The sequence below is a fragment of the Georgenia daeguensis genome (genome assembly GCF_039537705.1).
Taxonomy (GTDB): Bacteria; Actinomycetota; Actinomycetes; order Actinomycetales; family Actinomycetaceae; genus Georgenia; species Georgenia daeguensis.
Window position 1 is genome coordinate 16439 of the sequence record NZ_BAABBA010000021.1, and the last position, 12758, is coordinate 29196.

Here is a 12758-nt window from a genome sequence, read left to right on the forward strand (position 1 = left end):
CTTCCGCGGGGCCGCGGCATTCCTCAGCTCCCGGCACGTAGCAACGTAGAAAAGGTTGATGGCGCTCGCTAATCTTCCCCAGGGGTGCTCGTCGGAATTCCTCACCCGGAGGCGGTTGTCACTGTAGCGGTCGTGCGGTGCCGGTGGTGGCTCGGCGGAGCGTGTCGGTGGCTGCGTGGTGGGCGCGGAGCCGGTAGGAGTCGCCGTCGAGGTTGAGCACGACGGAGCGGTGCAGGAGCCGGTCGAGCATGGCGGCGGCGACGGTGGTGTCGCCGAGGACCTCACCCCAGGAGGCCACCCCTCGGTTGGTCGTGAGGATGATGGAGGTCTTGAGGTACCGCTGCGAGATGACCTGGAACAGCGCGGAGGCGGCCTCGGCGGGCAGTGGGAGGTAGCCCAGCTCATCGATGACGAGAAGGGTGGGGCCGGCGAAGAAGCGCATGGTGTAGGCCCAGCGGCCCTCGATGGCGGCCTTGTGGCAGCGGGCGGCCAGGTCCGCGGCGGTGGTGAAGTAGGTGCGGTAGCCGGCCTCGGCGGCCTTGCGGGCCAGCCCGACGGCCAGATGAGTCTTGCCGACCCCGGGCGGGCCGATCAGCAGGACGTTGGTAGCGGTCTCGAGGTACCGGCAGGTGGCGAGCTCGTTGATCAGCGCCGGGTCGACGCCGGGAGCGGCGTCGAGGTCGAAGCCCTCGATGGTGGCCGGGGAGGGCAGGGACGCGAACCGGAGCCGGCCGGCGAGACGGCGGGCCTCGGTGTCGGTGACCTCCAGGGCGAGGAGACGCTCGAGGGCGGCGGTGACGGACAGGCCCTCGGCGGTGGCCTGGTCCAGGACGGCGGGCAGGTGCTCGGCCGCGGCGGTGAGCTTCAGGGCAGCGAGGTGGCCGCGCAGCTGCTGGTAGAGCGAGGCCTGGGAGGGGCCCATCGGCTCGGCGGTGGTCGTGGTGGTCATCTCAGGGTGTTCCTTCCTTGGGCGGCTTGGGCGTAGCGGGACAGGTCGATGACCACCGCGCCGCCCTCGGCGGCGGCGGCGGTGGTGGGCTGGCTGGTGCGGAGCTCGGCGGCGGCGGCCAGGGCCTCGGGGCCGGGCGGGATGCGGACCTTGGAGCGGTGCGGGACCTGGCTCGTGGCGGCCTTCATCGCCTCGGTGTTCAGCGCGGTGATGTGGCCGTGGTCGCGGACCATCACCCCGGTGCCGGGAGCGGCGAGGCGGTGCCGGGCGATGACCGGGGCCGCCGCGTCGGGCCCGGCGTGGATGTCGAGGTGGCCGGTGCCGAGCCGGACGGACACGGCCACGGTGGTGCGGGCGAGCTCGGGCGGGACGGAGTAGAAGTTTCCGCGGTAGGCCACCAGCGCCTGCGCGGAGACCTTCCGCGGCACGGTCACCGTCGCGGGGAACGGCGCCGCGGGGACCAGGGCGAGCGGCTCGGCGGCGGCGACGGTGGCCACCGAGGACTTCCCGTCCTTCGTGGCCCGCAGCCGGGTGTCCCCGCGGGTGGCGCACCACCTGTCCAGCCGCGCCTGGGCCTCCTCGACGCTCACGTCGTCGGGCAGGGTGCGCCAGAACCGTTGGGCGGCGACATGGACGGCCTTCTCGACCACGCCCTTGCGGTTCCCGCGCCGGGGCGGGCAGATCGCCACCGAGACGCCGTAGTGCTTGGCCACGGCCGCGAACGTGGCGGTGACCTTGCCCGAGGGCGGGTGGCACACGGTGGCCATCCGGTCGAAGCGCCACGTCCTGGTGGCGCCGCCCAGGGCCCTGGTGATCTGGTCGAGGCCGGCGATCAGGTGGGCCTGCTCCTCGGACTCGAGCAGCACCCCTCGCCAGCGCCCGGAGTGGGCCAGCACGCCGACGAGGAGGTGGGCGTTCTTGCCCCCATCCCCACGCCTTCGGCGGATCGGGCAGCTCGACCCAGTCCCACTGGGTCTCCTCCCCGGCCGGGTGCTCGATCACCGCCACCGGGCGACCCTTCGTGGGCCGGCACGCCTCGCACTTCGGGCGCAGCGCCCTCGTGCGTAGCTGGCGGGTGAAGGTCGGGTAGGACCCGGCGTAGCCGAGCTCGACGACCTCGTCGAACAGCGTCGTGGCCCACAGGTGCGGGTCCTCGCCCAGGCGTCGGCGGCAGTACTCGGCGAACGGCTCGAACGGGTCGGCAATGGTGCGCTTGCGAACGCCCGGCTCGCGGTCACCGGCAAGGTAGGCGCGGATGGTCTTGCGGTCATGGCCCAGGTGCCGGGCGATCGCGGAGATCGTCCAGCCCTGGCGGTGCAACGCGTGAGCGTCGATGTCGTCCTCCCGTGTCAGCATGACGTGGGGCTCCCTCGAGGTGATGGCTGGTGGTCAGAGACCGCCATCGTCGAGGGGGCCCCGCCGTCGTCGGCGGAGCCACACGGGTGGGGAATTTCAGTGAGCAGGTCTGGGGAGATTCACCTGAGCGTCATCAAGGTTGCTTGGTCGCTACTGATCATCGGGGACCTCGACCCCTACCCAGCCGTGATCACACCGCGAGTCTCACTCCCCACCAGATGTTCGAAGAGCCGCTTTAGGCCCTCGCGGCGGCAACGGTCCAGGCTCGGAGGGTACGAGGCCGCAGGAACGGCGAGGTAGGTCACGGCGTGAACGCGGCCAGGGCGACTCCTGCTTGGACCTTCTCCAGAGCAGGCGCCTCACCCGGATTGGTAATCGCCTTGATTAACCATCGGAGAGGACGTCGACGGGCATCCGTTCAGGTCGAGTGGCTCGGCACTCAGCCGAAGCGTTACCGAGGGCGCCGGCGGCTGCTGACGTCGTCAGGACTTCGCTATTCCACCGTTTCGGAGGTGTCGCTCGAAAAACCTGAAAATGCGGTCCCAGGCGTCCTCCGATGACGGGTGGTGGTAGCTGAAGCCGCCGATCCGTTCAACCACGGCGAGAGGACCGCTGTTGTGCCGGTTCATGAAGGAGTGACCCGCGTCGGGATACTCCTTCACGTCGCGCTCAACTCCGAGACCTGAGAGCGTGCGGTCCAGTCGCTCGGCCGCCCCGGGCAGCGTGCGGTCTCGAGCTCCGTAGCTGGCAACCACCGGACAGGCGCCCAGGAGGGCGCTGTCGGCGCCCTCGGGGAGTTGGCCATAGTTGGGAGCGGCAGCGTCGAAGCCGCGGGTGGCGGCGAGGAGAGCGAAGCCCCCGCCCATGCAGAAGCCGAGCACGCCGACCCGCCCGGTGCAGTCGGCGCGTTCGTCCAGCCACGCCCGAGTGGCCGCCAAATCGTCGAATGCAGGGCCCTCCCCGCGGGCGAGCGTCCGAAACGTCGATCTCAGGCACCGCATCGGACCACCGGCGGTGAACAGGTCGGGCGCCACGGCCAGGTAGCCTCCAGCTGCGAGCCGGTCCGCCTGCTGCCTGGTGTCGTCGGTCAGCCCGAAGGCCTCGTGCACTACCACGACACCCGGCCAGGGCCCTTCCCCGATCGGAGGGGCGGCCAGGTAAGCACGCAGAGAGGGCGCACTGGCGCCGGCCGGGATGGTCGTCTCGGGCAATATGGCCCCCCAGCGATCGCGATGCGGGCAGGGACGTCGTATCGAGTTCTGCGAACTCGGACGATCCTCCTGACTCGCTGTACGGTACCGGAGCATCGGAGATGCGATAGGCCCCTTGGGCCATGCACAGCTGCGAGTCACAAATCAGAGGGCTCATGTCACACACCACGTCAGCGGTTTGACGGCCCATCGGCAATCGGTGGGGTGAGGCCGCCTCAAACGAGGAGCACCCTGAGTCGGTAGTTGGTGGGGTTGCGGAAGCCGCGGACGACGCGGCGGTGGATTTCTACGATCCCGTTCAGCTAGCTAGACGTGACGATCGCGTTTGGTAGTGCTCGGCCGACCGGGACTGGGTCGCCGCGTTCCAGCAGCTGTCGCTGGTGGACCTGAGCACGGCGCAGATCGCCAAGCGCACCAAAGACCCGAATGCACCACGCGGTCAGACCGTTGGGGCCGCTCACCTCGACGACGGTCTATGTCTCCGTGTCTCCGAGATGGCCAATAAGCCCTCGCCCCCAGGTGATCGACTCCCGCACCGGGCGCTGCAGGAGCCTCACAGTTTCCTACCGGCGTCGCACTCCTGACCTGCTACACCCACCACGCCCCGGGCGAAGGATGCCGTGGGCCAGCCGCGCGCCGTTGTACGCGCACTTACGAAGGATGCTTACTATTCGTGAGGACCTGACCTAGAATGGTGGCCTGAGGTGCAGGCGTGGGCATGCCGGGGCCCCATCTCCAGGTGGAAGGATTGGTGCGGACACCGTGGACGTGGTCCTCTCGATTGGGCACACCTTGCCGCGCGATCCGCACCGGTCCCTCTCGTCCGGGTGGAGTCGTAGATGAGCAGCCTACTAGGCGTCGGTGACCTTGCCCCGGACTTCGAACTTCCCGACCAGCATCAGACTGCTGTTCGGTTGAGCCGGCTGCTGGTGGCCGGGCCGGTGGTGCTGTTCTTCTATCCGTTGGCGATGAGCCGAGGCTGCACCGCGGAGAGCTGCCATTTCCGTGACCTGGCCGCGGAATTCAACGCCGTCGGTGCGAGCAGGGTCGGGATCAGCCGCGACACCGTTGCTCGGCAACGTCAGTTCGACGCCGAACACCACCTCGGGTACCCGTTGCTGTCCGACCCGGATGGGACTGTCGCCTCCGACTACGGCATCCAGAGGAACCTTCCCGGGCTCCCCCCGCGACGAAGCACGTTCGTGATCGGCTCCGACCGGCGGGTACGAGGGGTCATCCGTAGCGAGCTGCGGATGGAGACTCATGCGGACGAGGCGTTGCGCATATTGAAAGCCGAGAAGCCGGCGACGCCACTGTGACGCGTGGCCTCGGCTTGCAGCCGCACAATTGATGGGCTGGCTGGAGGACCGGCGCCGTGCTCGATCACGTAGGCAGCGATCTTCGGGTCCGTGCTCACATCGCAGTGGCAGGAGGACGGGGCGTCGGTGACAGCCCGAAGTGGCCCCGCTTGGGCCTGTGGTGCTTAAGCCCAGCAGCACAGCGGGGCAAGATCGGGTGGTCATTCCTACGTTAGTCGGCGCCGGCGACGTGCGGTCGGACGGGCGGTCCCTCCCCGGTACGCGGAGCAGCGAGGGCCACATCGCGACCGTAGACCTGCTCTGCGGCTCGACGCAGCGCCGCGAACGCCGTCGCGATGGTCTGCACGCTCTCGTCGTCCAGGCGGGACAGGAGCGCAACGCGATGTCCGGCACCTTCGGCCATCAGCTGCTCCACCAGGTGTGAGCCTCGAGCCGTGGGATGTATGTGTCGGGCACGCCGGTCCGCCGGATCCGCTACTCGCTCGACGAGCCCCCGGTCAGCGAGTCGATCCACCAGACCGGTGACCGACGCCGGGCTGATTTTCAGCGCGTCGGCCAGCTCGTGACTCATCAGCGACCCGTCCACGTGCAGCAGCAACAGGACCTTGAGTTGCTGCATCGTCAAGGTGGTCTGCAACAGAGCGGTGAACTGCGCCCTCGAGAAGAGGCGAAGCAGCGCCGCCTCGTCCTCGGCGATGGCCGCCATCACTCCGTCCCGATCCACCGCGTGCCCCATTTCTTCGGCTAAGCCGTACTATTCACCTCGCACCGACTATACGGGAGATCCCTATGACTCGTCTTGCCCGCCTGAGCCTCTCCAACCGCGCTGTGGTGGCGTTGGCCACGCTGATCCTCATCGTGGCGGGGGTCTTCTCCACCACGTCGCTGAAGCAGGAGCTCATTCCGTCCTTGGAGATCCCGCTCGCGGTGGTCGTGACCCCTCTTCCGGGTGCCGCGCCGGACGTGGTCGAGCGGCAGGTGACCGAGGTGGTCGAGGCCGCCGTCAGCGGTGTGGAGGGTCTGGAGGGGACCGAGTCGACCAGCAGCAACAGCCTGTCGGTCGTGTCGGTGGAACTGGCCTACGGCACGGACATGGAGGCTGCCCAGCAGGACCTGGAGCAGGCCGTGTCCCGGGCGGGCACCGGTCTTCCCGCGGACGTCACACCGTCGGTGATCACCGGCAGCATCGACCAGCTTCCGGTGGTGCAGCTGGCGGTGGCTGCCCCGGAGCTGGACGGGCAGGAACTCGTGACCCGGGTGGAGGAAGAGATCCTTCCGCAGTTGCGCGGGGTGGAGGGATTGCGTGAGGTCACCCTGTCGGGGGGGCGGGAGATGCGGGTGGAGGTTGTCCCGGATCCGGCTGCCATGGCGGCCGCGGGGATCGGTTTCGACGCCGTGAGCTCCTCACTGCAGGCCAATGGTGTGGTCATCCCGGCCGGGACGGTCACCGACGGACAGCGCAGCCTGAACGTCGTGGTGGGCGAGCGGCTGTCCTCGGTGCAGGACATCGCCGCGATCGCGCTGCCCGCCGCCAACCCCTCCGGTACACCGGTCCTGTTGGGTGATGTGGCTACGGTAGAGGAGGCCGCGGTCTCCGCCACCTCGTATGCGCGGACGAACGGTCAGGCGAGCATCGCCCTGGCAATCACCAAGACTCCCGATGGCAACACCGTCAGCGTCTCCCACGACGTGCGGGACCTGATCCCGGGGATGGAGGCGGCGCTGGGTGAGGGTGCTGCGGTTGACGTGGTTTTTGACCAGGCCCCGTTCATCGAGAAGTCCATCGAGGACTTGAGCACCGAGGGCCTCCTCGGCCTGATCTTCGCAGTGATCGTGATCATGCTCTTCCTGCTGTCGCTGCGGTCCACGCTGGTCACGGCGATATCGATCCCGCTGTCGTTGCTTATCGCGATGACCGGGCTGTTGGTCGGTGGATACTCGCTGAACATCCTGACCTTGGGGGCGCTGACGGTCGCGGTCGGGCGGGTCGTGGACGACTCCATCGTGGTGATCGAGAACATCAAGCGCCACCTCGGTTACGGGGAGCCCAAGGGGCAGGCGATCTTGGCCGCGGTGCGTGAGGTCGCCGGTGCCGTGACGTCGTCCACCATCACCACCGCGGCGGTGTTCGTGCCGATCGGGATCGTCGGAGGTCAGGTCGGTGAGCTGTTCCGGCCCTTCGCCTTCACCGTGGCTGTGGCGCTGCTGGCCTCGCTGCTCGTCTCCTTGACGATCATCCCGGTGCTGGCGTACTGGTTCCTGCGCGCCCCGGCCGACCACGCGCACACGGCTGTGGACCGAGACCGTGTCGAGCAGCGGGAACGCCGCGGACTTCTCCAGCGCAGCTACCTGCCAGTGCTTCGGGGGGCGCTTGCCCACCCGGTGATCACCTTGGTCATCGCGGCCGCCGTGCTTGGCGGGACCGTCGCAGCCGCCCCGCGGCTGGAGACCAACTTCATCGGCGACGCCGGGCAGAACACCCTCAGCGTCGACCAGCAGCTGCCGGCCGGGACCAGTCTGGAAGTCACCGACGCCGCGGCACGGAAGGTCGAGGACGTCATCGCCGACCTGGACGGGGTCGAGACGTACCAGGTGACCGTCGGCTCGGGTGGAGACGGACTGGAGACCGCCTTCCTGGGAGGTGGCGGCGGGTCCAACACGGCCACCTTCGCGATCACCACCGACCTGGACGCCGACCAGGCCCGCGTCGAGCAGGATCTTCGTGCCGCGATCACGGACCTGGACGATGCCGGGGAGCTGACCGTGACCACCGGCCAGGCCGGGTTCGGGCTGCCGCCGGTAGAGGTCGTGGTCCGCGCCGTCGACGACCAGACCCTTCGCGAGGCCGCAGACCTTGTCGCCGTTGCCATGGCGGACGTCCAGGGTACGACCGACGTCGTGAACAACCTGGCCTCGGACGCACCCGCCATCCAGATCCAGGTCGACCGCGAGGCGGCCGTCCAGGCCGGCACGAGCGAGAGCGAGATCGGGCAGGCCATGGCCGGGCTGCTGCGCGGTGCGCCGATCGGTCAGGCGGACATCGCCGGACGCACGACCGACGTCGTGGTGCTCCTGGGCCAGGCGCCCGCCGACGTACAGGCCCTGCGCGCCACCCCGATCCCCACCGCCACCGGGATCGTCCCCCTGGGTCAGGTCGCTGAGGTGAGCGAGGTACAGCAGCCCACCAGCCTGACCCGCCAGGACGGGGTGCGCACCGCCACGGTGACCGCCACCGCGACCGATCAGAACCTTGGAGGAATCACCACCCGGCTGCAGGAACAGCTCGACGCCCTCGACCTGCCCGAGGGCGCAGAAGCCGAGATCGCGGGCGTCAGCGCGGAGCAGCAATCCGCGTTCGACGACCTGTATCTGGCGCTGCTGGCATCCATCGCCATCGTCTACCTGGTGATGGTCGCCACGTTCCGCTCCCTGCTTCAGCCGCTCATACTCCTGGTGTCGGTGCCGTTCGCCGCCACCGGTGCAGTGGCATTGCTGCTGCTCACCGGCACACCCCTGGGTGTGCCGTCGATGATCGGGCTGCTCATGCTCGTCGGCATCGTGGTCACCAACGCGATCGTGCTCATCGACCTGGTCAACCAGAATCGCGAGCAGGGCCTGAGCGTCCTCGACGCGGTGATCGAGGGCTCCCGGTACCGGCTGCGGCCGATCCTGATGACCGCGGCGGCGACCATCGGCGCCCTGACCCCGATGGCACTGGGACTGACAGGCGGCAGCGTGTTCATCTCCCAGCCGCTGGCACTGGTGGTCATCGGCGGACTGACCACCTCCACCCTCCTGACGCTGGTGCTCGTCCCGGTCCTGTACAACCTGACCGAACGCGCCAACGCGGCCCTGCGTGAGCGGCGGGGCCGCCGCCCGGCCACCCTCCCGGCGTGACCATGCCAGGAGGCCGAGCTGAACAGAGCCGAGATATGTACCTTCGCGGCCGGACTCCTGCACGCCGGCACGCCCGTTGCTATCGCGAGCAATAGTCGGAGGCACCGCATCGCCACCACACTCCAGATCGCCGCCCCCGCACTCACCGATGTGGCCATTCGTCAGCGCGGATGACGTCGAGTGCCCGAAGTCGGCGCCGGACATGCTCCTCCGTGCCGCTGCCGTGCTGGAGGTGTCACCGTCGCGTTGTCTGGTTGTGAAGGAGAGCGACCTCGGCGTTGCTGCCGCCCGCAATGCCGGAATGTCGGTTCTCAAGTTCCTACGCACGTAATAGCAATGCCGCGTCTTGCCAGGTGGGCGGATCAAGGCAAGCAGCGGCGGCGCCGTTCCGCTAGACGCGTGTCACCCCGTTCCTTCGGTCGGGGGGGCGCTGAGTTTCCGACTCGTGCCACCAGTGGGAGGGGCGATGGTCAAACTTCAGTGGGAGTCGACACGCCAGCCCGGCCAGAAGCCAGCGACTCCCCGCGCCCGGACCGTTGAGCTGCACGCCGCAACTTGTCCCTGACCCCAGGAGTTCACACTCCTGTCACGTGGGCGACGGGATCGCAGCCGTCCGCCAGCGTCCGAGCCGGCGGGTGCGCACGCTTGGCGAACTTCGACGCCGAGGCAACCAGGGGCGGCGCAAGCATGTCGGCCTCTGCCCTGAAGCGGGAAGTGCCCTGTGACGCCAACGGGCTCATATCCTCACCCTAGCTTTCACAGAACCTGATGCCTCTCGCATGAGTTCTCCACGCACGATTGCAGCTCTATCGGGTCAGGTTCTGCTCCCGCTGCCGCCCCTGTCCGATGCGTGACCGCCGGGCGCTCGGTGCCTTGTTTCCGGTCGATCTCGCCGCCTCGGAGGGGTGGGTGCCTTGGCTGACATCGGCGGTCATGCGGGCGGCGAGGGTGTCCTGATCGATGCCGCGTCGTTCGAGGTCGGCGGCGAAGGCCTGGCGTCGTTCGGCGCTGTCGTAGTTGTCCTTGCCGGCCTCGCGTGCGGTGGTGGCTCGGTTCTCTTCGCGCTCCCCTTCGAGGGCGGCTTCCTCGCGCTCGGCGGGGTCGGGTTCGTGCTGAGCGGCGGCGCGCGCTCCCTCGGCGGCCCTGTCGGCTAGGTCGGCCTCGGCGACGAGCAGCTGGGCCTCGACGTTCTCCGCGGCCGCCCGGGCGCGTTCCTGCTCGGCCTCGGCCCGGCGTACCTCGGCGCGGGCCAGGGCGACGCGCACGAGCTCGGGGTCGGCTCCGGCGCTGTCGACGTCAACGTCGTAGCGCCGCCGGACCTCCTCGCGGATGCGCGCGGCGGCACGGTCGGCCTCGGAATCCTGGCCCGCCCAGGCGCGGGCGGTGGTGTAGACGTGCTGGATGTCCTCAGCGCCAGCCCGGTCCCACCACTCGGCGCGGAAGACCGGGGCGAGCTCGGCACGGGCGGCGGCCTGCTCAGCCTGCAGCCGGGCGGTGAGTTCGCGGGCGTGCTGGTCCTCGGCGGCTTCGGCGCGGCGCATCTGTTCTTCGCGGGCTCGGGCGAGCATCTCGCCCAGGCGTGCCCCGACGGTGACGGCGACGCGCACCGATCCGGTCAGGGCTTCCTCGATGCCGTCGGACTCTTCAGCCATGACGTTCCCCCATCTGTGTTGGTTTACCGCTCCGGCCCTTGGTGCTTGTCCGGTCCTGCCAGCTGGTGCCGGCGTGCGGGCTCGATCCGGTTGGGCACCGGGGAGCCGGTCGATCGGGCCGGGGTCTGGCCGGTGGCCGCGATGCGTGCGGCCTCGGCTGCCGGGGCGTCGTGTGTCGGGCCGGCAGGTACGGGCTCGGGAACCGGTGGAAGGCGGTCGGCGACCTCGCGCAGGCGCTGCTCGGCGACCTGCCGGATCTGGGCGGCCCGGTGGTGCTCCGCGGAGGCGCGGTGCATGGCGTAGACGGCCTGGGCGAGCATCACCAGCTGGCGCAGCATCGCGGCCTGGGCGGTGGCGCCCTGGCCGGCGGTGGTGGCCGAGGCCAGGAGCATCGCCACTCCCCCGATGGACGCCTTCCCGGAGGTCTTGGGGTGGACGTTCTGTCGGCGCAGCTGGGCCGACTTCGCCAGGGCGTCCGCCGTTGCGGCGAGCGGCCCGGGCACTGTCTCGACGCAGTGCGACCAGGCAGCGAACGCCCCAGCGGTCTGGCTTGCCACGTAGGCCCAGGTGTCGCGGTCGTGGATCGGCACGCTGCGCAGCTGCTCGCGTAGCGCGGTGACCTCGGTCGCGTACTGCTCCCACAGTCGGGGGTCGACCTCGGCGGTCTCCCTGCCTGGCCTGACGGGGCGGCGGTTGCGCTTCGCGGCGTTCCACTCCCCCACCGCGGCGGTCGCCGCCTCGGGGGTGTCGGGCCATGCCTGGCGCAGCCTGGGCAGGGTCAGGTCGCGGGCCAGGTGCCCGCCGCCGTACCAGATCGGCCGCTCGCCGGCCTGCGGCCGCGGGGCGACGGAGTAGCCGGTGACGACGTCGGTGCGCCCGTCCGCGAAGCGCGGCCGCACGAGCAGACCGGCGCGGCGCATGCGGCGCACGAACTCGGCCTCGTCCGCGGCCGCGGTGGAGCAGCCGCGCACGATCCGGGCGAGCGCGTGGCGCGGCTCGTCCGCGCGCAGCTCGGCGCTGATGCGGGCCTGCTTCTCGGCCGTGGGCAGCTTGTCCCACGGCACCGCTCCCCCGCCGTGTTGGCGGTTTCGTTCGTGCTTCGCGCGGGCGCGGCCGCGAGCCTGGGCCTCGCGCTCGGCTGGGTCGTAGGCGCGCTCGGCGGTGTCCGCCGGCCCGTGCCGGTCCCGGCCCGCCAGGGCCCGTTGCCAGGCCTGGTCGCTGGTGAACTGCTTGCGCACCTCGGCGTCCTGCAGGTCGCTGGTCAGCTCGTCCCACGGCACGCGCCCGTCCGTCCGGCGGGAGCGTTCCCACTCGGCGCGGGTGTGCGCGCGGGCGGTCTCGTACTCGTTGGGCACCAGGGGCAGCAGGTCGAACTCGCGCTCGAGGTCGCGGGCGACCTGCTGGACGCGGTGGTAGTCGTTGTGGGTGGACGCCTTGGTGCCGTCCTCGCGCACCAGGTTGACCGCCAGGTGGATGTGGTCGTTGCCCTTGGACGAGAGTCCGTGGTGCACCGCGCCCCACCGGCACGGGGCCTTCGTGCCCTCGTGGTCGTCGAAGCCCATGCGCCTGATGAACTCGCCTGCGATGGTGGCCCACTGCTCGTCGGTAAGCCGCCCTTCCTCGGGGCGCAGCGACAGCGAGCAGTGCCACACGTGGGCCTGCTTCTCGCCGACCTTGACGTTCTTGAAGACCCGCTTGCCGGCGTCGTCACGGCCGGTGACCCGGCGCTCGTAGACGCCCATCATCACGTCGACCCCGAGCGCCTTGCGCGGGCGGTCGAGGTGCTTCGCGATCGCCAGGGCGGAGTCGCGGTCGAGCTCGTTGTCGTCGTGCCACGCCAGCAGCGCCGCGTCGCCGGCGACCAGGCGTGGCTCGGTGTGCTCGTTGCGCCGACCCGGCCCGGCCAGGTAGATCATCAGGCCGGCCATCCGATCCCCCCGGACGATGTGCGGGATCACGACTGCCCCAGTACGTCGACCGCCGTGTCGATGCGCTCGGCCGTGCGACGCACCGCGCGCAGCGTGGCGACCATCTCGGCCTGCACCTCACCGGTCACGTTCGTCGCCCGCGCCATCTGGTTGACGTTGTTCGCGATGCCCGCGAGCAGCCGGTGCACGGCGAACAACTCAACGACCGCGTTGCGCCGCTCGGTGGGCGTCTCCCCCGTCGGCGCCAGCGCCGACTCGATCAGCAGCCGGGGCACCGTGACCCGGTGCTCCTCGGCACGCTGCAGCAGCAGCGCCTCCTCCTCCGGCGTCACCATCACGCGGTGGCTGTGCTGGCGACCACCAGGCACGTTCGCCCGCCGGCGCCGGACCACACGGCGCGCCTTCGGCGACTCCTCCGCCACCGCGACCACCGCCTCCCCGTGCCC

Annotated in this window: 8 protein-coding genes and 1 pseudogene; 2 read left to right on the forward strand and 7 right to left on the reverse strand. The window is 70.1% G+C overall.

Features of this window, described 5'->3' with window-relative positions:
• Positions 1–118: 118 nt before the first annotated feature.
• The 3 genes and pseudogenes from istB to ABD774_RS17090 all read right to left on the reverse strand — a co-directional run bounded on the left by istB (position 119) and on the right by ABD774_RS17090 (position 3516).
• Positions 119–949: an IS21-like element helper ATPase IstB gene (gene istB, locus ABD774_RS17080; RefSeq protein ID WP_345043820.1), complete on the reverse strand. Its 831-nt coding sequence runs from the start codon at positions 947–949 to the stop codon at positions 119–121.
• Positions 946–2305: pseudogene (gene istA / locus ABD774_RS17085) on the reverse strand (IS21 family transposase). The gene istB and the pseudogene istA overlap by 4 nt, the downstream one beginning before the upstream one ends.
• 482 nt (positions 2306–2787) lie before the next feature.
• Positions 2788–3516, reverse strand: coding sequence for a dienelactone hydrolase family protein (locus tag ABD774_RS17090; RefSeq protein WP_345043825.1), 729 nt, complete (start codon positions 3514–3516; stop codon positions 2788–2790).
• A gap of 839 nt (positions 3517–4355) precedes the next feature.
• Between ABD774_RS17090 and ABD774_RS17095 the strand changes: the two genes are divergently transcribed.
• Positions 4356–4835: a peroxiredoxin gene (locus ABD774_RS17095; RefSeq protein WP_345043828.1), complete on the forward strand. Its 480-nt coding sequence runs from the start codon at positions 4356–4358 to the stop codon at positions 4833–4835.
• A 211-nt stretch (positions 4836–5046) separates the two neighbouring features.
• On the opposite strand, the gene ABD774_RS17100 is transcribed toward ABD774_RS17095, so the two are convergent.
• On the reverse strand, positions 5047–5541 hold the full coding sequence (locus tag ABD774_RS17100; RefSeq protein ID WP_345043831.1) for a MarR family transcriptional regulator: 495 nt from the start codon (positions 5539–5541) through the stop codon (positions 5047–5049).
• 83 nt (positions 5542–5624) lie between these two features.
• On the opposite strand from ABD774_RS17100, the gene ABD774_RS17105 reads away from it, so the two are divergent.
• Entirely contained in the window at positions 5625–8732 is a 3108-nt protein-coding gene (locus tag ABD774_RS17105) for an efflux RND transporter permease subunit (protein WP_345043834.1), read from the forward strand.
• Between the two features lie 806 nt (positions 8733–9538).
• On the opposite strand, the gene ABD774_RS17110 is transcribed toward ABD774_RS17105, so the two are convergent.
• From ABD774_RS17110 to ABD774_RS17120, 3 genes are read right to left on the reverse strand one after another with little or no spacing between them, the layout of a single operon-like run.
• On the reverse strand, positions 9539–10384 hold the full coding sequence (locus tag ABD774_RS17110; protein ID WP_345043836.1) for a hypothetical protein: 846 nt from the start codon (positions 10382–10384) through the stop codon (positions 9539–9541).
• Positions 10385–10407: 23 nt separating this feature from the next.
• A complete protein-coding gene (locus ABD774_RS17115; RefSeq protein ID WP_345043839.1) occupies positions 10408–12342 on the reverse strand; it encodes a relaxase/mobilization nuclease domain-containing protein in 1935 nt (644 codons plus the stop codon).
• Positions 12339–12647 (reverse strand): MobC family plasmid mobilization relaxosome protein, encoded by a 309-nt coding sequence (locus ABD774_RS17120; RefSeq protein WP_345043842.1) that lies wholly within the window; start codon positions 12645–12647, stop codon positions 12339–12341. Before ABD774_RS17120 ends, ABD774_RS17115 begins: the two co-directional genes overlap by 4 nt.
• Between the last annotated feature and the right edge of the window lie 111 nt (positions 12648–12758).

What these genes read in the sequence shown, in the direction of transcription:
- ABD774_RS17095 (WP_345043828.1), top strand. Translation starts at nt 4,356, where the DNA reads ATGAGCAGCCTACTAGGCGTCGGTGACCTTGCCCCGGACTTCGAACTT.
- ABD774_RS17105 (WP_345043834.1), top strand. Translation starts at nt 5,625, where the DNA reads ATGACTCGTCTTGCCCGCCTGAGCCTCTCCAACCGCGCTGTGGTGGCG.
- ABD774_RS17120 (WP_345043842.1), bottom strand. Translation starts at nt 12,647, where the DNA reads ATGGTGACGCCGGAGGAGGAGGCGCTGCTGCTGCAGCGTGCCGAGGAG.
- istB (WP_345043820.1), bottom strand. Translation starts at nt 949, where the DNA reads ATGACCACCACGACCACCGCCGAGCCGATGGGCCCCTCCCAGGCCTCG.
- ABD774_RS17100 (WP_345043831.1), bottom strand. Translation starts at nt 5,541, where the DNA reads ATGGCGGCCATCGCCGAGGACGAGGCGGCGCTGCTTCGCCTCTTCTCG.
- ABD774_RS17110 (WP_345043836.1), bottom strand. Translation starts at nt 10,384, where the DNA reads ATGGCTGAAGAGTCCGACGGCATCGAGGAAGCCCTGACCGGATCGGTG.